Below are 25,233 nucleotides of genomic sequence, written 5' to 3' on the forward strand. Positions count from 1 at the left end.
GTTAAAGAGTTATTTCAATGATTAATGATGCTGCAGAAAATTTAATTTACATTATGGAGAATAAAATCAATGAAATCAGAACTGACCTATTGAATATTAAAGACAAAAAAGTAATTGATGAATTGATAAATGACATAAAACCACAGATACTAAACTTATATATAGAATTCGATGGTGTTGATGAAGAAAAACTTGAACACATAAGAAATTTAAAAAAAGAGTACTTGCTACTATTAAGCTTATATGAGAGATAAAATGAACATAAAAAATAAATTATACTTGATACTTTCCATTACGGTTATTTCTTTGCTTGTTTCTTTTTCAGTACTATATTTTTCATTGGAAAAAACGAAAGAAAACAAAGATTATCTAATAGACCAAATAATTGGTTCTTATCGTTCAATTAGTAATATAGAAAACTTATTAAATGAAAAAAGAAGATATGAACTATTGGCTATAAACAATATAAATAAAACCACAAACTCAAATGTTGCTAATGAATTAACCAATTCATTAAAATTAGAATTCAACGTTTACGAAAAATATGATGCTAACGATGAAGACATTCGCACATTAAATTCACTGAAAAATCAAGTATTAGAATACGACAACAAGATTAAAAACTTATTACAGACTTATACTGAGGAGGGATATAAAGATTCGTTGACCTCACTCACTACAATTTTCAAAAGCACTGATAGATTGAAAGAAATCAATGAAATTTACATTACCGATTTTAACAAAAAATTTGAAAATGACATTCAATATTATGAATATCTTTCATTGTTAATTTATTTTTTGATTATAATTTTAGTTTCATTCCTAATAATTCAGTCTATAAGAAGTATTGTTACTCGACTAAATATAATTAATAGTTCAGTAAAAGAGTTTACTAACTTAAACATTGCTGAAGGTGAATTATGTGACTTTATTCGCAGCGATAAATTCAAAAAAGATGAAATAGGAACTTTAATGAATTTGTTAAAGGATTTTAGGATTGAAATTTGTGGCTTAATAGAGCTAACTAAAACTACTTGCAATGCAACGTCTGAAAAACTACAAACCTTCAACAATCAGGTGAATAACAATGCTAAATCAATGCAAGTCGCACAAGATAACATGAATCAATTGGTTACAGCGATAAATGAAATTGCTGCAACAGCAGAAGAAACGTCTAATAATATTTCAATGTCATCAGAATTAACAAATAATTCTCTTGCCACATCAGAAATCACTCAATCGTTCGTAGAAAAAACTTCAAGCAACATTTTAAATACGAATAACAAACTTGAAGCTTCAAATCAAGTAGTTCAGCAATTACAAGATGATTCAGAACGAATTTCATCAGTATTAGAAATGATAAGCACCATTGCAGATCAAACAAATTTACTCGCTCTAAATGCGGCAATTGAAGCAGCAAGAGCAGGAGAACAAGGTAGAGGATTTGCTGTCGTTGCGGATGAAGTAAGAATGTTGGCTCAGAAAACTCAAGAATCTACTTCAAACATTGAAGAAATAATAACTCAATTACAAAATAGAGCAAACGCTGTAAAATCAGAAGTACATAGTTGTTTTGAATTGATGGATTCTTGTATAGATTCATCAACAGAAGCGTTAAAAAACATGGAAGAAGTAAGCTCTAATATTTCAAAATTGAATGAAATGGAAGTACAGGTCGCAACTGCTGCCGAAGAACAGACATGTGTCATTAATGAAATAAACGTAAATGCGGTAAACATCAGCGATATCACATCATCAAGTTATGAAGTATCTAATGATTTAACAATTCAAATTATCGATATCAACAACGAAATGACCCAACTGAATGAAATGTTAATGAAATTCAAAACAGCGCATTGACAAGTCATCTCAACTAAAGTTATTATAGATCGTATTATTATTAATCAAAAACCTTAGTCCCTACTTCGCTAAGGTTTTTTAAGGCAACATATGAAAAACAAAGGCTTTACACTTATCGAATTAGTGGTCGTAATTGTCGTCCTTGGAATTCTCGCCGTTACTGCAATGCCGAGATTTTTAAATCTACAAAGTGACAGCAGAAAAGCAACTCTTGCTGCTACCAAAGGTACATTGGAAAGTGCATTTCAGATTTTTTCAGCTAAAGCCCAAGTTCCATCCGCTGATATTAAATTGAATGACAAAGGAGAGAAAATACTTACATTAAATGGATTTGAATTTGGACTTACGGATGACTTTTATCCAATTCTACCTATATTTCCATCAATAAAAAGTTTAGAACCATTATTATCAATTGTAAATTTAGATGTGAGTCTGGATGACAAAAGTGATGGACTAATTTATACATGGGACCATAATGGAGGAATTATTCTTCACTATGGGATAACTGATTTCAGTGATAGCCGCTGTTTTATTTCATACGCACCAGATAAATTTCATAATAATGACATATCATCTAATTCGAGAACTGATGGGTATTTTTATGTTCTCGATGATGGCTGTTAATTTTTAATTAAGATTAAAACGTACTTGATAAATAAACTCATATGGTACGTTTTCTTTTTTTATCTTGATACATCAACTTATCAACAATATTTAGCGTATTTTCAAGATTTATAGAGTATCGATGGTATCCGTAAGAAAATCCTAAATCAACATAATGGCTAAAAAAGTCAGTGAATTTATTTCTTATGACTTCGACCTTTTCATCGAAGTTAATCTGATTGTCATGAGTATCTACTATAACTAAAAATTCGTCCCCTCCTAATCTGATGATATGATCTTGGTTCTTCCTGAATGAATCTTTCAATATATTTGAAAAGTTCACTAAAATTTGATCACCTACTAAATGACCATAAACATCATTTATTATTTTAAAATTATTTAGATCGATGTAAATAAATACATCTGAATTTTTAAAATCTAAACGTGTAAATATCTTTCTATTATGTAACCCAGTCAACTCATCTGTAACTGCTTGTATTTCATAATTTTTGGTTTCATTGTATAGCTTTGTGATATCTTTTCCTTGAGTGAATATATACACTTTTCCCTGATACTCACATTTGAACTTCATAATATCAAAGTATAAAACAACATCATCTTCAATAAATTTGATAATTTTGTTATTGGTATTGATATCATACATATAGCTTATAGTTAAATCATGACATTCTTGAAAAACTTCAGCTACATTAGGGTCTAAGTCCTTTGCAATTTCTTCATTTGTCAGTCCAATAACATCAATGTCTGTAAATTTTCTAATCCATGTTTTAAACGTTTCATTCAGATAGACTAACCTATGTTCTTCATCTCTGATAGATAAGAACCCAGGAAAAGACGTCATAAAAAGATCATACAAACCACAAAAATCCGCATCAGATTCATTAAACATAAATCAACCTACAATAATTTTTAAACACATTATTTGAAAAACTCATCATCAAAAATCACTTTTTTTGAAAAATCTTTTTTGCCAAATTACCTATAGTAATAGCAACATCGTCATCATAAATTAGTTTGTTAACATCATTATTTTTAACAAAACAATTCAATTCTGAACTATAAATACTACCTTCTGATGATATGTTATTACTCATAAAATTAAAAACATGTTTATACAGTTCCTCAACTTCTCTCTCAACACCTAATATTACCGTTTCACTAAACTTGTTTTTATATTTGATTTTTAATTCCGATAATTTCATTGGCTTTTCTAAATAGTAACCTTGAATTATAGCGTTAGGATTAATCAATTTTATCAATTCAAATTGCTTGATGTTTTCTACTTGCTCAAAAACGACTAATGCATCTAAAAGATCTACAATCATAGAGTTGATATGATTAAGCAGTTTGAGTTTTAACTCCTTGGATTCTATACCTTTGATTAATGCTCCGTCTATTTTCACTTTATCTACTGGAACATGAACTAAACTTTCACTGTTGGAAAACTGTTGTCCAAAATCATCTATCGCAATTTGAATTCCAAAAGTTCTTAAATAGCGCATATAAAAAAATGTTAACGAGTCAAATTGATAAGATTCATACTCTATGATTTCAAGAACTATTCTCGTACTGGTTTTCATCCTGAGCATTACGCATAAATGGATAAAATCATAATGATTTAAACTACTTGGGTGGACATTGATATGAACCTCTTTAATATATGAATGGGATTGAACATCTGAAATTACAGCTTGTATCACGTCTTTGTCCAGCTGTAATGTGCTAATGTAAGATCCGATAAAAGATATAATACTTAAAGAGCTATCGACTGGACGTAGTAATGCCTCTACTGCTACGATTCTATCATTTTGAAATAATGGCTGATATACCATGTAAAAGTTATTTGACATTTAATTTCCACAACAAATACGCTTTATTATTTTACATTATTTACATGAGCTTTAAGCGGAAATTTATTTATCGTCTCTATGAAGTTTTTCGATTGATAAGAAATAGAAAATTGCTCGTAAACCGTTTAAAAATTCATCATGTAATCAAAACATAGCTATACATAAAGATATGCAACGTCGGATTTTTAGAGCCGATCTTTTCTTACCAGCAATGAACTTGCTAATTCAATTGAAACCAGCGTAGTAATGCTTGAAGAGCTTGAATATAGGAACCAATAAAAAGTTGGTGGTGATACTTACACCGTACCAAAAACTATGGTTTATTGAGGAATTGATCTGTAAGTATATTTGAAAAGAAAACGAGTGATAATGATCACTCGCTTTCTTTTATGTGAAACTTTCAAATGTCCCTTTTAAAATCTCAATTGTTGCATTTGCATTAAAGAGTGCAGCACAGCCAATCAAACCAAGAATCACTTTGAATGCGTCAGTTTTCTGATTATGTGATTCGCTACTTTTCTTCATGTAAACCATAATGTTGATGAACCAGATGAATCCGAGCAATTGAAGCGTATAGAACGCAGATTCTATCCACTTTGAAACAGATTTTTGTTCCTCAGAATCAAGTTTTGCTTTAAGTTCTGGTGATAAAAAGTCAGCTCCCTCACCTTTCCAGCAATTTGATGAAATTTCCGTTGCACTATCAACACTCTCTTCTAACCCGAAACAAAAACCAGCGTCATCTCCAATGAATGACAGACTGAATGATGCAATCATTTGTGAATAGCTCATCAAAACTGAACCTACAAACAGAAATACAAATGGCGTTGAGCCGACTCTGCTTTGGTTTTGATTATCTCCATAGTCTTTCAGCTTTTTAAGCCCAAAAAATATTGATGACAAACCGATCAAAACAGCGACCCAAGTCGCAACAGAGTATGCACTTGCGACTAACTGATCATAGCTTGATGTTTCAGCAGCAAAGCTAAAACCAAACATTGTTGTTATAAATAAAATTTTTCCTTTCATAATTTTTAAGTTCCTTGTTTATATAAACATTGAACCACAGAATAAAAATCATTCAATTTATGAAAAGATTTGTAAGACTGAAAATGCTTTACTTAAAAGAAAAACTTAATGAAAAAAGTTTTTTAAAAGGTGAAAAATGTATAGCAAAAAAAGCATAACAACAGAAATAAAAAAGCCACTCTATTGAGTGGCGAAACAATTAATAAAAAAATAAATAGAAAACTTTGTGATAGTAATTTCATTAAAGAAAAAACAATCTTTCTATAAGCAATTAATACATAGATAAAATAAAAGTCAATAGAGTTTTAATAAAAACATTTAGAACTATGATTGCAGCAGCTTTGCTACTGCTTTTCTGGAAAAGAAATGATTGGAATGTTGTTCATAGATTTATGCACTTTTGCAAAACTTGCAAATGTGCTTAACCATTATTTTAAAACAAAAAGAGAAGCAAATAGCTTCTCTCTTCATTAACGTGGTCGATTGCGACTTCTATTAGTTTTCTTTTCATCTTGCTTTAAATCAATTGCTTTATCTTTCTTTTGATATGCTTCACTATCACGTTTTAGTAAAGTTAATAAGTCTACATCAACTTCATCTAATGACAGTGTTGATGGATAAACCTCCTCACATTTGGATGTGAAAAAATCAGAACCATATTTACCAGTAGTTTTTAAGAAATGGTTTTTTGGGAATCCTTGATCAATAAAACTCATTTTTAACATATCAAGTTCTAACGAATCTTTAATCTGAACTTCTTCAAGACCTAATGTAATATTTAAATCTAAATCTTCACTTTCGAAGTGATTCTTTATAGTTTGCTCAACTTCATTAATCGAATTTAGTTCATAACTAATTAAATCCGACTCATTTGAGTCAAAAATGTAGTATGAGAATTTATCATCTTCATAAAATATGACGATTTGGTAATTTTTACAATCGTAATCATCATTGTTTACTTCAATGTCCATAACTTTAATTAAATCAGATTGAATTGCATTAAAAATGAATGTACCTTCCTTGTCTTCATCTACTTCAAGTAAATTAGATTTGAATTGACTAAGAGATAATCTTTTTCCAAATCCATTCTCATCAATATCAACCTCTATTTTATTGATGGGGCTACTTCTAATATATGAGTTAAATTTGTAATCATAAAGACGTAGAAAATCTTCAACATCTTCATCATTATCTGTGTCTAAAAATTCATTATCGTAAGTAGTTAAGTCATAAAATTCAGCGAATTCATATGCCACTTCATTTGTTGTTTTTAAACCTTCAAAATCTAAATATCTTGTTTCTATCATTACCTTTTCCTTAATTTTTGTATTGTAATTTTTCTTTAAATATTTCTTGTAGATGATCTGCAAGCCTTTTGTCAATCAACACCGATTCTTTAAGCTCACCATCTATTTTTATGTATACCTTCTTCAACGTGCCTTTCTGTTTACGCAGAATCTTAGAGAACTTCATCAGTTTGGTATCAGCTAAACGTGTATCAAACCTAATTCGCTTTCCCTTTTTCCAAGCAACCACTTCATTTCTGATTTGATTCTGCAAGTCATTCTCAACCAGTTCTTGAAACTCTGGCATTTCGGCAATTGAATCATAGATTAGTTTATAGTGATTTTTTGCAATGTAGACGTTTCTATCATCAGCAACACGAATAACTAAGCTATGTTCAATCAGTAGCTTAGAAACGTATCTAAGCTCACTATCTTTGACTTTGATAAGTGTTGAGTGTGCTTCTACGAACTCAACAGCATCTATCATTCTCCTTGTCATATCTTTCATTCAATTACTCCACCACAAAATGAATCTGATAATCTCTAAGCTTGTTGGTCAAGTTTGTTATGTTAGTCATAAGCTCCCCTTGAAATTCTCTTGCATAGTTTTCGCTGTAAAACTCTGATGTTGGGATAAAACCTTTGCCGCTAACCACATCTCTTACAGGTATTAAATGATCTCCTTTTAGTCTTGAATTAACGATTGGATACTTGTTATCAGCAAGTAGTTTTAAATCAACACAAAATCTATTGTTTGAATTTTCATTGATAAATAATTCATTGAACAATTCTAACGAACCACCTTTAACAGCATTGTCTTTTATCACTGATGAAGGTATGTATTTTTCTTGTATCATTGCCTCAATTAGTTTCTCTATATGATGTTCGTGAACAAATGACTTAAATTCGATATCTTTACTTGAAATGTATTCAATTGTTTGTTGTGTGTTTGATGAAATATGTTTCATTGTTTACCCTTTTTTAATTAATTGTTTTTGTTTCTAATTATGTTTTATCATTAAAAAATAAAAGTTCAAGAGCAGTTGCAAAAGTTTTTTTAATCAAAATAAAGAAAGGCGCATTTTAAGGGATTATTTCAATGAAAATAATTTTTAAAAATGTTGATTTGATAAGATAATTGAAAGGAATAATAGAAGATTAAGCACATTTGCAAAACTTACAAAATTGCTTATTGGTTGATTTAAAGTAAAAAAAGAAGCTCTCGCTTCTTTTTACTCTTCTACAAAGTGAATTTGATAATAACAAATCTTATTAATAATGTTTGACATCTTATCGATAAGAGCATCTTGAAATTCTTCTGTATAATTTTTACAAAAATACTTTGAAGATTTTGAAGAAGCTATACCATTAGCTATATCTCTTAGAGTAATTAAATAATCACCTTTTAAATAGCCATCATTAACTATAGGGTATTTATCTTCTGAAAGTAAATTCAAATCAACACAAAATCTAAAATTTGAGTTTTCATTAACAAATAACTCATTAATTAGTTCCAAAGAACCACCTTTCACAGTATTTTTCTTTATAACTGACGAAGTTGAATATTCTTCATTTATCATTTGAAAAATCATCTTTTCCAAATCTTGCTCATGCATAAATGATTTGAACTCGATTTCTCTACTTGTAATGTATTCGATAGTTTGTTTCGTGTTTAATAGTTTGTGTTTCATTATCTTATTTCCTTAATTATTTTGTTGTTTCTAATATTGTTTTATCATTAAAAAATAAAAGTTCAAGAGCAATTGCAAAAGTTTTTTTAATCAAAATAAAGAAAGGCGCATTTTAAGGGGTTATTTCAATGAAAATAATTTTTAAAAATGTTGATTTGATAAGATAATTGAAAGGAATAATAGAAGATTAAGCACATTTGCAAAACTTACAAAATTGCTTATTGGTTGATTTAAAGTAAAAAAAGAAGCTCTCGCTTCTTTTTACTCTTCTACAAAGTGAATTTGATAATAACAAATCTTATTAATAATGTTTGACATCTTATCGATAAGAGCATCTTGAAATTCTTCTGTATAATTTTTACAAAAATACTTTGAAGATTTTGAAGAAGCCATACCATTAGCTATATCTCTTAGAGTAATTAAATAATCACCTTTTAAATAGCCATCATTAACTATCGGGTATTTATCTTCTGAAAGTAAATTCAAATCAACACAAAATCTAAAATTTGAGTTTTCATTAACAAATAATTCATTAATTAGTTCCAAAGAACCACCTTTCACTGTATTTTTCTTTATAACTGACGAAGTTGTATATTCTTCATTTATCATTTGAAAAAGCATCTTTTCTAAATCTTGCTCATGCATAAATGATTTGAACTCGATTTCTCTACTTGTAATGTATTCGATAGTTTGTTTCGTGTTTAATAGTTTGTGTTTCATTATCTTATTTCCTTAATTATTTTGTTTAAATTTTTGTTGTTTCTACAATTGTTTTATCATTAAAAAATAAAAGTTCAAGAGCAATTGCAAAAGTTTTTTTAATCAAAATAAAGAAAGGCGCATTTTAAGGGATTATTTCAATGAAAATAATTTTTAAAAATGTTGATTTGATAAGATAATTGAAAGGAATAATAGAAAATTAAGCACATTTGCAAAACTTGCAAAAGTGCTATCGACAAGAAATCTTAGGTAAGTCTGACCATTTTGTTGTGTATTGCTTTGATAAAAGTTGTCGTTTCATAGACCACTTTTGATTGATACCTTGTCCAGCTATAAAAACTGAATCTGTACCATATTTTTTATTCAGAAAATCAAAGACAGTGTTTAGCTTGTCATTAGTTGGCTTTTCATTCAGCAGGTCAAATTGTTCGTGTCTACCATCCGAAAGATCGAGAAGACCTACGCCTATCTTGTAATAACGCACACCATCTCTAAAAAGCTGATTTACAGCATCGCCAGCGACTTTTGATAATTGTGTAATGTCAGACGTAGGGTAAGCAAAACGATGAGTGATTTTGAAGCTTGCAGGGTTATCATCAAACGGAGAAGAAGAAGCAAAGCACATCATCACTCGTGTAAGTGAATGTTGCTCTCTGGCTTTACGAGAAGCAATACAAGCGTGTTTAACCAACGCTTGTCGTAAACTATCAATATCAGTGATTCTTTCACCAACAGAACGTGTCGAAAAGATTTGCTGCTTATCTGCTTTAACAAAGTCCCACTTCTTACAAATTTCACCATTCAACTCTCTGCAAGTCCGTTCAACTTCAACGTTAAAATCTTTACGCAAAAGCGCAGGAGGACGTTTCATTAGATCATAAGCTGTATTGATACCCATGAACTGCATACGATTTGACAAACGTTTACCGATACCCCAAACATCTCCAACATCAACACTTTTCAACAGTTGTTCGATAGTGTATTTATCTTCAAGTAAGCAAACACCATTCAAATCACCATTTTTCTTTGCAAGATGATTAGCTAACTTTGCCAGTGTAAGAGTAGTACCAAGCCCAACGCATACAGGCAAACGGCACTCTTTCCAAACGGCTTTACGAAGTGTCTGACCGTGTTCTATCAAACACGGTATTGCTGATGATGTTCGTTCAAACGACAAAAATGACTCATCGATAGAGTAGATAAATTGCTCTGGCGCAAAACGTCCAATTACATTCATCATTTTGGAGCTTAGATCGCTATACAGTTCGTAATTTGATGAGAATGCATAGACACCTTTAAACTCACATTCAGCTTGAATTTTGAAGTAAGGAGAAAATTTTGGAATGCCAAGCTCTTTTGCTTGGCGGTTCGCTGCTACGATACAACCATCATTATTTGATAAAACAACGATAGGTTTACCACGCAAATCAGGTCTAAACACTTGTTCAGCACTGCAATAGAAAGAATTAGCATCAACTAATGCAAACACGTTCAAGCACTCAACAGATAGCTTTTACGGAACATACGAATAGATGCAACAACAACCCCCTCAATCGTAAATGTGTCGTGGTCATTGATAGTAACAGAGCTGTATTTTGAGTTAGCAGATAGAAGCTGACGTTTGTGCATATCAAGCACTTTACAGATAAATTCACCATTTAGATTAGCTACGATTACATCGTTATGTTTAGCTATTGGAAATCGGTCAACAATCAGCAAATCACCATCAAAAATGCCAAGTTCAGTCATACTATCCCCATTTGCAAACCCAAGGAACGTTGAAGACGGTCGTTCGACAAGAAGCTGATCAAGAGATAGATCAAGCTGATTATACTCAGCAGCAGGGCTTTCAAACCCTGTGATACCCGCACTTGCAGGAACAGGAATAACTTTCATAAGACAACTAAGCTGTATATATATACAGTTAGTATGACTTAAGACAGCAGATCGATCAAGAGGGTAAAATTCAAGTGCTCAGTCTATAAACAAAAACAGAAGCTATCAGCTTCTATTTTTTTAGTAATTCTTGTCTAACTCGCTTGCAACCTGTTAATTTCGAATCAGTGCCAGTCCAAGATTTGTTTTTGTTAATATAAGGTGAGTATGGATAGCCATTGAAGCATTGATAAGATATTGTTTTTCTATTAGATTCAACATAATCAAACACTTGTTTCAAATACCAAATCTTGTCTTTAAAATGAATCGTTTGAACTACTTTCGCAACAACTACACCTTTTTCATTTCGAGTATAAAAAGTTGTGTCGTATTCGATAGCAAAAGCGCTACAAGATGACACTAAAACTGCTGTAATAATGGTCTTTAAAAGACAGTTAAAAATATTCATATCACTTCCCAATTTTATCAGGACAACCACTAAGATTCTTATCTGTATGCTGCCACGAGTTCACTTTATAAGGATCGTAAGGGAAACCATTTAAACACTCGTAAAAGATTTTTGTTGGAGATTTGCGACCTCTACGATCTTTTGAATAAACTTTACGTTCTAAATACCAAATACCTCGCTTTTTCATTAATTTTTGAGTAGTAGTAAGTGTTGTTTTATCTGCTGAAAAATATTCTGAAATAGTGAAATTATACTTATCAGCGAAAGCATTAGTGCTGATTAACATTGTTGCGATTAAAAGTGATTGTCTTATCATAAATTGCTTCTCCTTTTTTATGTCTATAACTACACAGTTATCATAAAAAAAGAATATTTCAATATACGATTACAGATATAAAAAAAGCCACTATGAAAAGTGGCTTAAACAATAGAATTTAAACTAATTTTTATTTTAGTTTAGCAAGTAATTCTTCGACATTTCGAGCAGCAAAAAAGTCTCTGTAAGACTGAATTAGCTTTTTACTTACTTGTGGCTTTGGAGACTCATCATCGATAAATGCTTCAATAGAATCTTCGTGAAGAAGTTGCCATTGTTCTTTTGATGATAGAGCCATTGCTGTTAGTGCAGCTTTAAAGGCTTGATCTGGATTTGATTTAGTACGTTCAACAGTACCGCCAATAGTGTAAAACTTATAAACTGGCTTTGCGGTTTTTTCATTAACTGTTTTAGACTCAGACTTTTCAACAGATTGAGGTTGTGAAAGTGCAGCAAGCAATTCTTTTGCTTTTGCTTCAATCGATTCATCATCTTGCTTATCTGCTGGGAGTTCAAGTTTTGCAACTTCTTTAAACAGCTTAAACTTCTCTTCATACTTAGCTTTTGCTTCTTCTTCCGCAAGACGAGCTTTTTCAGCTTCCTCAGCCTTACGTTTTTCTTCTGCTTCAATGTTAGCTTCAATGTAAGTTGTAAGACTCTCTTGAAGTTGTTGTAGAGCTTTAAACGAGTATGCTTCTTTGAATTGATCAAGATTAGAGAAAACCTTTTTATTTTCACCTTCTCCAAAACTTGTTAGTTCATTATGAGTTTCATTTTTATCATCAAACTTTTCTACTTTAAAGATAAGTTTAACCACACTAATCTTTTTATCGATTGCATTCATCGCCATAGCTATTATCACCTTATAAATAATTTACTATGCAAAATTAAATCAATTCGATGCTTTTATCAAGTTTAGAACGAAAAGTTATCAATGAAACAATCAAAATCATCTACATCAGACACAGCTTCGCTTGTTGTTTTAGTTTTAACAACATTATTCTTAACTTTTGATTGTGTGTTTGAAGCATACTGCTTCGGTTTTGTCGCTGTAAAAACCTTACTCAACTGTTCTTTAATCGCTTTGGTTGAGGCTTTATCAGCTAATTTACTTGCTTTTTCTGCTAATGAATCAAGAACATTAACAGCAGTTTTAACTACTCTTTTCGCTGCTCTTGCTGCTTTATCAAGCATTGTCACTTCTGTAAGTTCATAAAAGAATCTGAAAGTGTTTTTGCACCATCTGATAGTGCTTGAATCAACAGTAGAACAAGCTTTTAACGCCTTTTTGCAAGCTGCTTTAAACGTCTGGTGTCTAACCTTTTTGCATTCGATTGTAGTAGTAGAGAACTTGCCAGCTTCATTAGCAAAATCGTTCAGATAAACGAAATTCTCTTTATCAGCACTTATGAACTTGTGCTTTAACTCTCTTGCGAAAACTGACATTGATTTTGTGTTTAGTTCAGTCAGATTCACACGTAAGTTAGCATTAGCAAAATCACTGTAATAAACAGCATTTACTTGAACTTTAATCGCTTGGCGTTCTGTTCTGTAATCATATTCGTAAGATAGTGTGAAATACTCATCATTCCAGTCTTTAACTATTGATTTTATTGAAAAACTGTCTGTAAAAGGGTAATCACAGCTCACTGATTTTCTCGTATTTAAAGACACAAAGAACGTGCTTTGTTTGTTAAACTGCATTTGAGTTCGTGAAAATAGATAGTTTCTGAACTTAACTTGTGATTCAGATAATGAAGAGTTAATGAATCTTGATTTAACTTCTTTGTTTAGTAAATGTTCTCTTGTAATAGAGAAAAAGTTTGATTTGAACTTGCTTTGATAAGAATTGTTGATTGACATAAAAATACTCCATAATAATTAAATTTTAAGACTCTTAGTTAAAAGCATTAAAATAATTTTTAATTATTTATGGAGTTTCTATTGACAAATCGATTAGATTTTTTACAATATCTATAAGTTTCGCAGACTTAGATATGTTAATTGAGTGCCTTCTCCAAGGTGCTTTTTTTTCGTCTTAATAAAAGTTGTATCATTTCTTTATTTTAAGTCAATATCAGATCAGCAATTTTATTCAATAAATCGCTAAGAAATCCAATAAATACACAATTATTTTTCTTTTCTTTATTCCATTCTTTTAAATCAGTATTAAAATACTAATTTCAATAATCTACAAAACTCAAAAAAAGGCAAGGCGTGATCGTTTTAGCTCAGGCAAGTCGTGATCGCTAATTAAGATAATTAAATTTATAACTATATTTAATATAATAAGTAAACTTTGCCAAGTTTACGATTTTTAAAAGAAAGTTATTTGTCGCTTTGCTCCTTTTTCTGTAAGTAAAATATTCAGAGGTTGTTTATGGTTAACAACTGATTGTCTTGTCAATTCATTTCACCAGAATAAAAAACCACTTGTGGTTTTTCGATATGCTTTTTCAATTTGCATTTTCTCTAAAATGTGGATCACTGTCTATATGTTCAATAGTATAATTAAGGAGAAAGAACATATGGATTATTCAAAACTATTAAAGCAAGATTTGATTGAGTTATTAGAGCAAAGGTCTTTTGCTGATTTTATCTACAAAGAAGAAGCTGAAATGAGAAAAATCATTTTAAAGCAAAATGCTGATAAAGATGAGCAGATAAAACAACTATACAAAGAATTATCATTGCAACAAGGTTTAAAAGATTGTTTTCAATATGATAGAAATAAATTATCAGATGAAATAACAGAGATAAGAGACAAACATAGCAAAGAACTATCATCAGTAAAAGATAAACTTGTTAACGCTGAAAAGTTAATCGATACAATTGAAGATCTGTTTGAAGTATTTTTAGACTTATGTGAAGACCAAGATTCAAAAGACTTACTGATAAAAATTATTGACAGAAATTCTATACAATCAACCCCGAAATCAAATAAAAATGGATTTGATGATCTTGATTTAGACTTTGATGAGTTAGATGAAGATATTGATGGTTTTAGTGCTTCTGAACTTGAAGATGTTGAACTTGATTTATTAGACGATGATGATTTGGACGATGACTTAGAACTTGATGATGATCTTGACGATTTAGACGTAGATTTTGATGAACTGGACGATAAACCAGAAGCAAAGTCATTTGTGTCGAGTTTACTAAATAGAAAGAAATAAAAGAAAGAGATTTTTTAACTCTCTCTTTTTATTGGATTTATGCACATTTCCAATTTTTGCAAAAGTGCATAGATTAAACAGCTTTGCAAAAATCCCTCACTTTATTATTCACTTACACATTTGAAGTTATTGCGATACTCGATTGAATCTTCTATCGCTGCATACCTTACCGCAGTAGCAATATCAGCACCTTGCACGAACTTGGTTGATGGAGTATCCCAAACAACTGTTTTATCTCTTAAACCGCCCTCATAACGTGGTTTAAGCACTGTTATATCGTATGTGTATGGTTTTATACGCTCAATGACGAACTTAAAAGCATTAAGCTTATTCTTGTATCTACCAACCCCATCTTTTTTAACCTCAGTCTCAAAGCTCATTACCCCACCATTTTCTTTATAGTTATACATAGTGAACGCTTTTGCACTGTTTAACGATACTGTTGAATTAGCTCCAACTGCAAAACTCATATTTTCTATGACGCTTCGATCAAGGTCGTCTTTTGCTACAAGTGTTAAACCATTCAGTTCAGACACTCCGTATTTTTCTTTGTTAAATTCAATTTGTTCACAAGTCATAGCAAAACTTGATGTTGAAACTAAAACTGTTGTTAGTGTTAATATTTTTTTAATCATAATTATTCTCCTTACTGTATAAATATTGTTATACCAATAAAAGAATAATAATCAAATCACAGACAAAAAAAGAAAGTGTTTAAAGCACTTTCTTTTAAAAAATTATTTTATCACATTTGCTATACCAGCAACTTTTCTTGTGTTTTGTTCTAAGCCTTTCGATTCAGCTTTAAAGATTGAACCATTAAATGTTGTTTGCTGCTCTAACACTTCAAACACATTTCTAAAACAGAAAAGAAAGATAATCATTGTCGATAGCACGTAAACAGTCCAAAAAATTATTGGTGATATAATATCCAATGATATTGAATCAGTTCCCACAACCAGTAGATTTGCTTCATTCATCAACACGAAAAGCAAAGAGCTTAAAAATGTTGACGCTAAGATCGATAGAAACACACCAAACACGAACCTCGACACACTCAAAAACGCTTCTGCAATAGCCAGAATTACAGCTATGAAACTCTTCTTACCAATCAAGTTAGTAGTCAGCTTAACTACAACGTCAATCAACACTAAAAACGTTTTTTGAAAGACGTTCCCAACAATGTAAGCAAAAAGCACAAGCGACACACAAAAGCTTAAAATCAACACGTTCTGCACTAACGAACCAAGCTTTTGAGCTTTCTTACCAGCAACTTTAAGAGAAGCATTTTTTGAGTTAACCAACGCCTTGCCAGTAAAATTCAAACCCAGACTAATTGTTGCAAGTGGAATCGCATTTTCTTGAACACTCTTTAAAGGAACTTCATCAACCGTAAAGCCTTTCTTTTCGTAAGTGCCAATAAAGCGTTTCGGATCTCGAATAGCGTCCATAAACTCGTTAGTTATGACACTGTTTATCTCATCACTGGCATAGACTGAATCAACCTCTTTAATGATGTAAGCGTAGAAGTCTTCAACTGATTCAATGCGTGTTGATACAGTCTCTTGCTGTCTATCAGTCTCATTACCAAACGCTTGATTGATTATGAATGGCTCTTGAACCTCTATACCAGACAATGCTTTGCTTGTTGCCTCAATCACCTCAGTTTCATCGAATGGTGCGCTTAAAATCCCCTTGATTTGACTATAAAAGCTAAACGTATCTATATCAGTTTTTAAATCTTTGCTGATCTCATACCCGATTGACTCTTTTAAAGCCTCTGTTAACGCTGCTGTAAGCAAAATCACTGATTCATTTGCTTTCGCTACATCAAGATTAGAACTCTTCAAAATAAAGCTCTCAGAGTCCCACGTTCTACATAGATGCTTGGCTTGCTCATAGCTTGTTTTTGTTTGAGATTCTTGATTACAGATGATGCCCTGATATTGTTTAGCCAGTTCAATGTATTTCACTGCAAATTCATCAAAGACGCTGTTTATTGAACTATTAGAGTAGTTCCTGATAGATCCACAGTCGTAAATCTCACCCCTTACTTTTTGACTACACATTTTCACAGCGTAGTTAAGCGGAGAACGACCGCCAGCTTCCATGAAACCAACCTTTTCGCCGATTTTTTTCTGTTCTTCAAGACACTCAGACACATCACTATTAGCCCAGGTATTTTGGTCATTAAAGTCGTGTTGAATCATCTCGTTTTGCTCGTATTCCGCTGCGCATAGCTCATTTTCTAAGATGGAGTAGCTGACGATTTGAGCCTTTTCATTGATTGGTATGATGTTGTAATCAAGCACTTCTCTTGTATCACTACTCGATAATTGCTGAATCTTGTTTGCAACAGTAAACGCTTCAAGAGCTGGATTTTGGATCTGGTCAATCATAAACGTATTAAGCAAAGATACTCTATGAGGCGACACAGCGAAGATCCCAAGAAAAACACCAGTAGCGATATTCAGACTCATATCAGCTTTGGTTTTTAGCTCAATCTTCCCGAAATACTTTAATATTGATATGAAGAAGGTGAAGATTATCATTATGATTGATAATTTTGATGCGTATGACCAAAGCGGATCAATTTCTCTAATCGTTGTATCAGTTAAATTTTCATAAGCATTTTTAGTTTTATCAGCGTTATTGTTTTGACGCTGCTCATCTATACATTTACTTACTTCTTCAAATTGATTCATCATTGTGCTTCCATACCCTGACAAGGTAGGACAATCATCAATCTTACTGTTTGTTGCAAAGCTCAGTTGACTGGCAAAAAGCAACATAATCATTAATATTATTCTTTTCATTTTTAAGCCTTTTTATAATTGTTTCTTACTAATACGATTATCATAAAAAAAGCATAATTCAATAAAACGAGACTCAATAAGATTCAGCTATGAAGTAAAAGCTTTTATAACAGCAAAAAAAAGCAACCTCATTGAGATTGCTTTTGAAATTATTTTTCTATTGTTTTTTCTGTATTCTTTGATTTAGTTGAAGTTTTAGGTTTTTGTCCTTGCACTTCTTCTTTATTAAACCTTCTGGTTATACTCTTTGAGAAACTACCCAAACCATTTTTCACGTTGCTAAATGATTGCGCACCTAAGTAAGCCGTTGCAAAATTCAGATCATTATCATCAGGTGTGCTTCTAAGGTTCAAAGCCGTTCTACCAGTGTTTCTAATGTGGTCTATCGAAGAGACTGCATAAACAACAACACCTATCAAAATACAAACGAATAAGAATCCGTGGAAAGCTTGACTCATTAAATCATCACTTGCAGTAGCAAAAACCAATTCGTGTATCGCACCACCAATTGAAGAGCTTGTTAAAATTGTCGTGATATAGACTATCTCAATCGGGAAAAATGCAAACACAAAGAACAAGTCTTTTAACGCTGTTGTTGTTTTATCAAACCCTGCATTTTCGCCAGCACACAATTTAACAATGTTGCTAATCACTTCTACAACGAATGTCCATATCAGTATTAAGAGCCTAACAAACACTTCTTTTATAGGGTAAATCAGATACTTGATACCAAGTAGCAAACCAATGTAGCTTATTGCATATAGAGCAATAGTGATAATCAACATCACTGCAAAAGCAAAACCTATCGGTCCTTGAAGCGCATCTATCATTGTATCTAAACCAGCGTTTACAGCACCACTTAACAGAGCTATTGCATCTCCTATAATTCCGCCACCTTTCCCAACGCTTAATATACTCGAAGCACCACTTTTGATAGTTTGAAAAGCTTCAAGACCTAATCCAAATGAACCAAATATGACAGTCCAAGTCGTAGCAGGATCTTTGTTCTGATTCACTTGTTGTATCAAGTTCATATCACAACGGTTGTCAGTAGTTCGTAAAGGACATTGACCAAACATTAGTGATTCTTTTAGTTTTTCACTTATACCAATTGCACCAATCAGATCATCAAGTGTCGATTCATCACTTTGTGTTTGCGTTCTCTCTGCAACAGGGATCTCATCAAGTAAGTATGAAGCGTCATAGTATTTCAAGTTGTGCGACTGATTAAAAAGCTTAATGTTGCTTTCGTCCAAGTCTTCAATCATTAGCTCATAAGGGAAGTAAGTCTGAGGTTTTGACACATCCCAAGTCTTTTGTTCAATACTGTAAATGTCTTGATAAGCATTTAGTATCTGACTCATCTCTTTGTTCACTTCAATCATCTTTTGATCAAAAGATAAGACTGAATGAATTGTTGGTCTAATGTCGTTCATAATTTCACTTACAAGATCTTCAACAAATGCAGAATGATTTTGTGCTGCTTTACGATATACAGCTTCATCAATTGCGTTTAACAAGAATTCAAAGGCTAACTCTCTATCAATTACATCAAGCCTCATTTCTTCTGCTTTTGAATTGTCAGCTTTTGCTGTTAAGACGGAGTGTTTTCCGATTACATTTTTTAACTCAAAATCATCTAAATGAAATGCATTTGTTATTGTTGAATACTTTGAGTTTGGTTTACTTAAATCAAACTGATTAAATGTAGTAGCGTGTTGAATCATCAATGCATATTCGTGATCAGAAGTTTTCAACGCTGATTGTTGATTCAAGAACAGTGTTGCGGTGTCGCCAATCCAACTTTCAATAGCCTGATAGCCTGAGATACACTCACCAGTTGTTTCATCTTCATCGTGGCAGTAACCACCTAAAAAACTAAACTTAAAAGCTTCTCCTGCATTACGCATTGAAGTAAGAGCTTCGGCAACAGAGAAATCAGCGTCTTTGAATAGAATTTCATCTCCTAACAATCCCTCAATTTGTTTAACGACTTTCTCATATTGAGCTGTTTGCTGAATGTTCGTTCTCGACTCGTTAGACGACTTAACCGCAGCATAGCTTTGCATCAATAAACCTTCTGCTTGAAGGTTGGCATTTGAACCGTTCTCTGACACCTTCTCAAATATCTTTTGAGCATCACCCAAGCTTGCGTTGAACATTGATTTAAAGTCAGTAGTAAGGCTTGTGCTCTCACTCATATCAGACTGAAATTTTTGCTCAAAAAATCTTGTCAGTATGTTTGCAAAATCTGCTCGAATAGATAGAGTGTCGTGCTTTTTACCAAAGTATTCTTTTTCACACTCATAGTTAGCCGTAGTGCCTCCTGATCTAATTGCCATTGCTTCTGGCAATTGCGTTGAAACATCTAACTCAAAAATCCCTGTTAGATTGATCTCTGTGTTGTAATCCATCACAGCTTGATTCGTTGATAAACATTCAGACGAAATATCAAGGGCTTGTTGGCCACTTGGTTTTATCTTTCCGACTTCTGTCCACGCATTATTATCGTAGCGATTTCGTGATCCAAATTGATTTTTGTAGACCCAATTTTCGAATACTTTTCTTTCAAGCATTTGCTGATGAAAAGCTTTACTCAATTTCTTGTTTGTTGATGTAGCAGTGGAACTTGTCAAAGTGCTTAAAAAATTATCGTTAAGACTATTCAGATACTCAACTTCGTGCTGATCGATTAGAAACTTATTCACTAATGCTGTTGGGTAGTAAACTGCTCTTACTCTTATACTTGAAGATGAAGCAGCAGTTAGTAAAACTAATGCAAAACAAATCGAAACCATAGCTGATGTAAAAGCTGTTTTATTTTTGTTGTTTTGACTTAAAACGGCTATTGATGAAAATGCTAAAACAGATAAAAGCAAAACGACAAAAACACTGAGTTCAATAGCTGTAAATCCCCACAGGAAAAGTTGTTCTGTTAGATGTGGTTTTACCTCATCAACTTTCAAACCTTTCTTAGTTAAAAACTCCCTCTGACTTTCAACATCACTTTGAGTAAGTGTTGTCTTGCTCCAACTGATGAAGCGATGATCATAACCGATCAATTGTTCATCACACGGCTTTAAAAACTTACCTCCATCTACATCACCTATCTGCTTTGCAAAAGCTTCTGGTGATAAACAGTTTGTTTCATCATTTGCGTAAACATTTATTGATAGTGTCATTGCAAAAATGATTAACAACATTTGTTTAATTTTTAATAATTGTTTCTCCATAAAATTTCTCTCCTTTTATGATTTTATTAATCCATAAAAACAAAGAAAGTCAATATTATTATTTGCATAATTCTTTTACAGAAAAAGCAACAAGAGCCTGTCTCGAAGTTGCAAAGACACAAGCAACACAGAGTTATTCTATTAACTACTTTATAATTTTAATCGACTTGTAGTTTTACCGAAGAAAATTGAGTTAATGATATCTCAGTAAATCGTCAAAATATTTTTATACTTTTCTGTAAGTTTTTTTAAAAAATTATCAGATACTTTTTCAATCAAAAAACGACTTTTAGATCACTTCCAAAATCTCATTACCACGTTAGGTAATGAACTTTGTAATGAAAAAACGAAATACCTTAGATAAGGGAATATTATCTTTTAGCAAGACGAAAGGTATTCATTACATTACCAAAATTGGTAATGATAAAGAAAACCAAAACATTTACTGAAAGCTAAATGTACTCCTTGTCAGTCGTTTGATGATGTGTTTGACGAATCTTTTTAAGATGATAATAAATATAAATGAGAGCATAAATTATTAAAGAGAGGACTCATACAATGCACAACAATGAACAAGAAAAAATCATTACAAACGACAACACAGAAATGAAAAAAGAGAAGTCGCCAAAACAACTACTGAATGAATCTATCAACAAACATTCAAGAGAGTGTAAAGAACTAAAATCATCATTAGAAAAATCAAAAGATTCTTCTAAGTTTCTGAAAGAAGTTGAACAGCTTGAAAAGATTCTACAACCAAATCTTAACGCTATGATTCAAGACCAACAAAACACAGCTTCACAGGTCTATGTCATTGAACTAATTGTCAATGACAAATCTGATTTCATTAAGAATGTGTTAAAAGAATACAGAGCGTCTAAATCAATCAAACACTTTGAAAACAGAGAACAAGTTTTAGAGTTTTTGAACAGAGCCAAAAGCAAAGCTCAACGCCTTACTGATACTTCACAAACAGATCAAAAATTACAAACTTTGAAGAGTGAAGCTCTATCACTTTTAACTCAGAAAATTGAACTGGAAGAGTTATCAAATGAAACAGCAATAACTCTTTTCGAATCTCTTGTAAAAATGAATTTGAAGCAGTTCATTTCACAGCAAAATAAAAAGAAAATCACAACTAAAAAATCACAGAAGGAACAAGCATAAGCGAGCTACAAACTCGCTTTAAAAAATGGAGAGAAATACAATGAACTGGTCATATAAATCAAACACAGAAATGGAGAACCTAATTTTAAAATTGAGAAGTGAATTTGCTCACGATTCAAAGAAGCTTTTAAGCAAGGTTGAGCTGTTTGATTCGCTTATCAAACATAAGCCTTTGACAAAACTTTCAACTACTGAAAGTGAAGAAAAACAGAAAGGTTTTGCTAAAACTTTTCAACCTAACAAACAACAAATCACAGCACACGTAAAGCAGCTTCAAAGTGGTGTTGTTCTACCTCAAATGATCAGTAAGTCGTATGAGGGATTGAACTTAGATCAAGCTAAAACTTTTCTCGAAAACATCGACTTCAAATCAGAGTATTTATGTCTTTATAATGATGGTAGTTTTACAGAGATGTTGTTTTATTTTTTAGAGACTTGTTTCTCTATCATTGACGATTTTTCAAAGCCAAAATTTAAAGCTCAACCTCTTGCAGAAGATGACGAGTATTACACTCAAATTATCGCTTCTGTTAACAACTTAAAACGTCTTAAATCAACCAAGACTGCTACCACTTCAATCAAGTCAGTGAAGCAGTTAAACGAGCGTATAGAGCAGATAAAAATCAGTGATGAAAAAGCTCTACACAATTCAAAGATGAGTGAGAGATTTACGCAGTTGTCAAACTATCTTGCAAAGAACAAAACAACGGCTGAAATGGTAGATGAAGATACTATCTTAATCCTGTCAAAACTGTCAGAGCTTTACGCTTTGAACAGCTTCGATGTATCAGCATTTTTGAAAAACGAAACAGCGACACAGCAAGACTCATTAACACGATATGAGATAGTCATTAAGCTACTATCATCAATCAAGATTCAAGAACTTGTAGCTGATGATAAAAATAACAATCTGATCGACGAAATTAAGGTCTACACAGACAAAATCAATACAGCTTTAACGCAAGTAAATGAGTATGTAAAAAAGAATGGTGATGATCCTGCAAGATGTGTTCACGCAAGAACTAAGTTGCTGGAACATCTACATAAAAATACTATCGAAATAGTTAATCTTACTTATGTAAACGTTGATGAAATCTGGCTGTCTAAAAATGGTTGGTAAGTCTATCTTTTTGATTTGACTAAAGTTTTTATTTTAACTATTGTTATGCTTTAACGTTCAAGAGTTAGAGCTATGGAAAACGAAACCAAAACTTTCTATGAAATTATTGAAACTGCTATGAGAAATCGTGGCAGTCTTTTTACTCGTTTTCTTGCTTTAAAAACTGAATACAATCAGATAGTTTGCGGTTTTATTCACGTAGACTTTGCAGCTCTCACAAGCTTCACAAACACTGACTCTCAGTTCTATCGAATCATTGAACATCTTGACCCACAAATCACGATTTGCGATAGCTTGCCAATCGAAGGTCGATTAGCTGATTTAGTCTATCGTAGACTCTTCAAACCGTTAGAGTATAAAGACAAGAAAGACACTCTAATCAATGAGTATGTCAGCACCTTAAAACAAGATAATGTCCTTTACCCACCTCAGACAATTTCAAGTGAAGTAGACCGTTTGGCACAGCAAGTTTTAGAGCCTCTTGACGCAGGGCAATTCACTCATTTTCTGTATGAGGTTCACCCAATTTTATCTGATGAAATAGTTGAGTTTTACAATCGAACTGGTGATCTTGAAAAGGCTTTAAATGTATTGATTAACTTTGATTTAAACAAGCAAGACGCAGTAAGAGTAATCGACTTTGATAAGCATTGCTTTATGTCTGAAATGGATTCTCAATCAATGTATGAAGGTTTGTTGAATGTAGATGAACTTTGTATCTATAAGAATGAATCTGGTTTTGTTTTACGTGATAGAAATGAATCTATTAGAATTTCAAAGTTAGTGAGTGATTATGATGTTTTAGAAAGTTTGATAGTATCTGATAAGTTAGTCATTTAAGAAGAATAAAAATCAGAAAATCGCTTTGATAAAAGCGTAGAAAAGAATTGTTTTATTTTTAGTTGTCTGGTTAAAGTTTATGTATAAGAAAACACTACAAACGTAGTGCTTCTTTAAAATCCAGCTAAAAAGCTATTAACATATTCATAGATATTGAATCCAGCGATAGTTAATGTGATTAGTCCACCGTAAAAATGCAATGCACTTTGACACATCGTATCACGAATTGCGTTGTAAACCATTCCGATAAATATGCCAGTATAACGAAATATACCAAAGAAAACAGCGCAAAAAACACCAAAATACCATTGAAAACTTGTAGTCATATCATACCTCTCTTATTAAATTATTTATTTTATCTTTGTTTAAAATTATACAGATTTTTACTTGAAAAGTCAATCTATTTATGCGTTATGCGATGGTTTGTAGTTCAAAAACTTGTTAAAGTTATAGATACTTTCTGCACCATCATTAATTAAAATTACTCTATTCTTTACTAAATCAATTGTTAGATCATCAAATACAAAATTTAGCTTCTCGATGTATTTTAAAGTTGCATTAATCTTGAATGTTTTTAAGCGTGAAATTGTTGAAATTGGCATTTCTAACATCTTCACTAAATCTGATTTTTTTAAGCCTTTCGTCGCTAAAACTAAACTTGTTGCGTGGACTGCCACTCTGTTTAACTGCTCTTCATAGCTCAAAACCTCTGATACTTTTTCAACTTCTGGATTGCCGTTTAACTCCCATTCGATAAGCTGATTTACATAGTTATTTAAACTAACAGTGAAAAGTTGCTCTCGCTTTTTATCATTAAACATTTTGAAAAAATCATCATTAAGTTTTACATTTACTAACTTACCTTTCGATTGTTTTTTATCATTATCTACAATAAATCTTTTATCGCTACTATGTGCAGTCGTAATGATGTTAGATGTTGTTTTAGCAATATCAGTATCAAAACAATCATTCTCATAGATTCTTTGCACAATCTCTTCATTCAATCTAATGAACGTATAACCTGATTTTGTGCTTTGATTCTTCTCTACGATTTTATCAAAAGAGACTGAATCTTTTTCAGTAGCAATAACTTCTTGTTGTTGCACTTCTACTTTACTTTTTTTACTTTTAATCTTAAATGCCATTGTTCTAATCTCCTTT

Annotated in this window: 26 protein-coding genes; 7 read left to right on the forward strand and 19 right to left on the reverse strand. The window is 31.9% G+C overall.

Annotation, left to right across the window (positions count from 1 at the left end; translation table 11 throughout):
• Positions 1 to 17 precede the first annotated feature (17 nt).
• The 3 genes from PVK71_RS14205 to PVK71_RS14215 all read left to right on the forward strand — a co-directional run bounded on the left by PVK71_RS14205 (position 18) and on the right by PVK71_RS14215 (position 2,484).
• Positions 18 to 254, forward strand: coding sequence for a hypothetical protein (locus PVK71_RS14205; protein ID WP_130043377.1), 237 nt, complete (start codon positions 18 to 20; stop codon positions 252 to 254).
• Between the two features lies 1 nt (position 255).
• Positions 256 to 1,860 carry a methyl-accepting chemotaxis protein gene (locus PVK71_RS14210; protein WP_130043376.1) on the forward strand — a complete coding sequence of 535 codons (1,605 nt, stop codon included), beginning with the start codon at positions 256 to 258 and terminating at the stop codon, positions 1,858 to 1,860.
• Between the two features lie 90 nt (positions 1,861 to 1,950).
• Positions 1,951 to 2,484, forward strand: coding sequence for a prepilin-type N-terminal cleavage/methylation domain-containing protein (locus PVK71_RS14215; protein ID WP_274419585.1), 534 nt, complete (start codon positions 1,951 to 1,953; stop codon positions 2,482 to 2,484).
• 37 nt (positions 2,485 to 2,521) lie between these two features.
• Here the strand turns inward: PVK71_RS14215 and PVK71_RS14220 are convergent, their stop codons facing one another.
• The 14 genes from PVK71_RS14220 to PVK71_RS14285 all read right to left on the reverse strand — a co-directional run bounded on the left by PVK71_RS14220 (position 2,522) and on the right by PVK71_RS14285 (position 13,424).
• Positions 2,522 to 3,373 carry a GGDEF domain-containing protein gene (locus tag PVK71_RS14220; protein WP_130043375.1) on the reverse strand — a complete coding sequence of 284 codons (852 nt, stop codon included), beginning with the start codon at positions 3,371 to 3,373 and terminating at the stop codon, positions 2,522 to 2,524.
• A 55-nt stretch (positions 3,374 to 3,428) separates the two neighbouring features.
• Complete coding sequence (locus tag PVK71_RS14225; RefSeq protein WP_274419586.1) at positions 3,429 to 4,334, reverse strand: EAL domain-containing protein; 906 nt, start codon at positions 4,332 to 4,334, stop codon at positions 3,429 to 3,431.
• A gap of 387 nt (positions 4,335 to 4,721) precedes the next feature.
• Positions 4,722 to 5,363, reverse strand: coding sequence for a hypothetical protein (locus PVK71_RS14230; protein ID WP_130043373.1), 642 nt, complete (start codon positions 5,361 to 5,363; stop codon positions 4,722 to 4,724).
• A 470-nt stretch (positions 5,364 to 5,833) separates the two neighbouring features.
• Positions 5,834 to 6,670 carry a hypothetical protein gene (locus tag PVK71_RS14235; protein ID WP_130043372.1) on the reverse strand — a complete coding sequence of 279 codons (837 nt, stop codon included), beginning with the start codon at positions 6,668 to 6,670 and terminating at the stop codon, positions 5,834 to 5,836.
• Positions 6,671 to 6,680: 10 nt separating this feature from the next.
• Entirely contained in the window at positions 6,681 to 7,157 is a 477-nt protein-coding gene (locus tag PVK71_RS14240) for a hypothetical protein (RefSeq protein WP_130043371.1), read from the reverse strand.
• Between the two features lie 4 nt (positions 7,158 to 7,161).
• The gene (locus tag PVK71_RS14245) at positions 7,162 to 7,617 is read right to left on the reverse strand and encodes a hypothetical protein (protein ID WP_130043370.1); all 456 of its coding nucleotides are present in this window, start codon (positions 7,615 to 7,617) and stop codon (positions 7,162 to 7,164) included.
• A gap of 264 nt (positions 7,618 to 7,881) precedes the next feature.
• A complete protein-coding gene (locus PVK71_RS14250; RefSeq protein ID WP_130043369.1) occupies positions 7,882 to 8,340 on the reverse strand; it encodes a hypothetical protein in 459 nt (152 codons plus the stop codon).
• A 261-nt stretch (positions 8,341 to 8,601) separates the two neighbouring features.
• Positions 8,602 to 9,060 carry a hypothetical protein gene (locus PVK71_RS14255; RefSeq protein WP_130043368.1) on the reverse strand — a complete coding sequence of 153 codons (459 nt, stop codon included), beginning with the start codon at positions 9,058 to 9,060 and terminating at the stop codon, positions 8,602 to 8,604.
• Positions 9,061 to 9,289: 229 nt separating this feature from the next.
• Positions 9,290 to 10,549, reverse strand: a complete 1,260-nt coding sequence (locus tag PVK71_RS14260) for a Y-family DNA polymerase (protein WP_130043367.1) — start codon at positions 10,547 to 10,549, stop codon at positions 9,290 to 9,292.
• Between the two features lie 2 nt (positions 10,550 to 10,551).
• Positions 10,552 to 10,956 (reverse strand): LexA family protein, encoded by a 405-nt coding sequence (locus PVK71_RS14265; protein WP_130043366.1) that lies wholly within the window; start codon positions 10,954 to 10,956, stop codon positions 10,552 to 10,554.
• Positions 10,957 to 11,068: 112 nt separating this feature from the next.
• Positions 11,069 to 11,404: a hypothetical protein gene (locus PVK71_RS14270; RefSeq protein WP_130043365.1), complete on the reverse strand. Its 336-nt coding sequence runs from the start codon at positions 11,402 to 11,404 to the stop codon at positions 11,069 to 11,071.
• A gap of 1 nt (position 11,405) precedes the next feature.
• Positions 11,406 to 11,720 (reverse strand): hypothetical protein, encoded by a 315-nt coding sequence (locus tag PVK71_RS14275; protein WP_130043364.1) that lies wholly within the window; start codon positions 11,718 to 11,720, stop codon positions 11,406 to 11,408.
• A gap of 130 nt (positions 11,721 to 11,850) precedes the next feature.
• A complete protein-coding gene (locus PVK71_RS14280) occupies positions 11,851 to 12,570 on the reverse strand; it encodes a hypothetical protein (protein WP_130043363.1) in 720 nt (239 codons plus the stop codon).
• Between the two features lie 65 nt (positions 12,571 to 12,635).
• Positions 12,636 to 13,424, reverse strand: a complete 789-nt coding sequence (locus tag PVK71_RS14285) for a hypothetical protein (RefSeq protein WP_130071954.1) — start codon at positions 13,422 to 13,424, stop codon at positions 12,636 to 12,638.
• A gap of 824 nt (positions 13,425 to 14,248) precedes the next feature.
• Between PVK71_RS14285 and PVK71_RS14290 the strand changes: the two genes are divergently transcribed.
• Positions 14,249 to 14,896 carry a hypothetical protein gene (locus PVK71_RS14290; RefSeq protein ID WP_130043361.1) on the forward strand — a complete coding sequence of 216 codons (648 nt, stop codon included), beginning with the start codon at positions 14,249 to 14,251 and terminating at the stop codon, positions 14,894 to 14,896.
• A gap of 104 nt (positions 14,897 to 15,000) precedes the next feature.
• On the opposite strand, the gene PVK71_RS14295 is transcribed toward PVK71_RS14290, so the two are convergent.
• From PVK71_RS14295 to PVK71_RS14305, 3 genes are all read right to left on the reverse strand, one after another.
• On the reverse strand, positions 15,001 to 15,531 hold the full coding sequence (locus PVK71_RS14295) for a hypothetical protein (RefSeq protein WP_130043360.1): 531 nt from the start codon (positions 15,529 to 15,531) through the stop codon (positions 15,001 to 15,003).
• A gap of 102 nt (positions 15,532 to 15,633) precedes the next feature.
• A complete protein-coding gene (locus PVK71_RS14300; RefSeq protein ID WP_130043359.1) occupies positions 15,634 to 17,712 on the reverse strand; it encodes a hypothetical protein in 2,079 nt (692 codons plus the stop codon).
• A 149-nt stretch (positions 17,713 to 17,861) separates the two neighbouring features.
• A complete protein-coding gene (locus tag PVK71_RS14305) occupies positions 17,862 to 20,945 on the reverse strand; it encodes a hypothetical protein (RefSeq protein WP_130043358.1) in 3,084 nt (1,027 codons plus the stop codon).
• Positions 20,946 to 21,503: 558 nt separating this feature from the next.
• Here PVK71_RS14305 and PVK71_RS14310 point away from each other — a divergent pair.
• The 3 genes from PVK71_RS14310 (at position 21,504) to PVK71_RS14320 (ending at position 24,072) form a co-directional block, all read left to right on the forward strand.
• Entirely contained in the window at positions 21,504 to 22,112 is a 609-nt protein-coding gene (locus tag PVK71_RS14310; protein WP_130043357.1) for a hypothetical protein, read from the forward strand.
• A gap of 40 nt (positions 22,113 to 22,152) precedes the next feature.
• Positions 22,153 to 23,232: a hypothetical protein gene (locus PVK71_RS14315; RefSeq protein ID WP_130043356.1), complete on the forward strand. Its 1,080-nt coding sequence runs from the start codon at positions 22,153 to 22,155 to the stop codon at positions 23,230 to 23,232.
• 72 nt (positions 23,233 to 23,304) lie between these two features.
• Complete coding sequence (locus tag PVK71_RS14320) at positions 23,305 to 24,072, forward strand: hypothetical protein (protein WP_130043355.1); 768 nt, start codon at positions 23,305 to 23,307, stop codon at positions 24,070 to 24,072.
• A gap of 113 nt (positions 24,073 to 24,185) precedes the next feature.
• Here the strand turns inward: PVK71_RS14320 and PVK71_RS14325 are convergent, their stop codons facing one another.
• On the reverse strand, positions 24,186 to 24,398 hold the full coding sequence (locus PVK71_RS14325) for a hypothetical protein (RefSeq protein ID WP_130043354.1): 213 nt from the start codon (positions 24,396 to 24,398) through the stop codon (positions 24,186 to 24,188).
• 78 nt (positions 24,399 to 24,476) lie between these two features.
• On the reverse strand, positions 24,477 to 25,217 hold the full coding sequence (locus PVK71_RS14330; protein WP_130043353.1) for a hypothetical protein: 741 nt from the start codon (positions 25,215 to 25,217) through the stop codon (positions 24,477 to 24,479).
• Positions 25,218 to 25,233 lie beyond the last annotated feature (16 nt).

The sequence above is a fragment of the Aliivibrio sp. S4MY1 genome, from assembly GCF_028765545.1.
Taxonomy (GTDB): Bacteria; Pseudomonadota; Gammaproteobacteria; order Enterobacterales; family Vibrionaceae; genus Aliivibrio.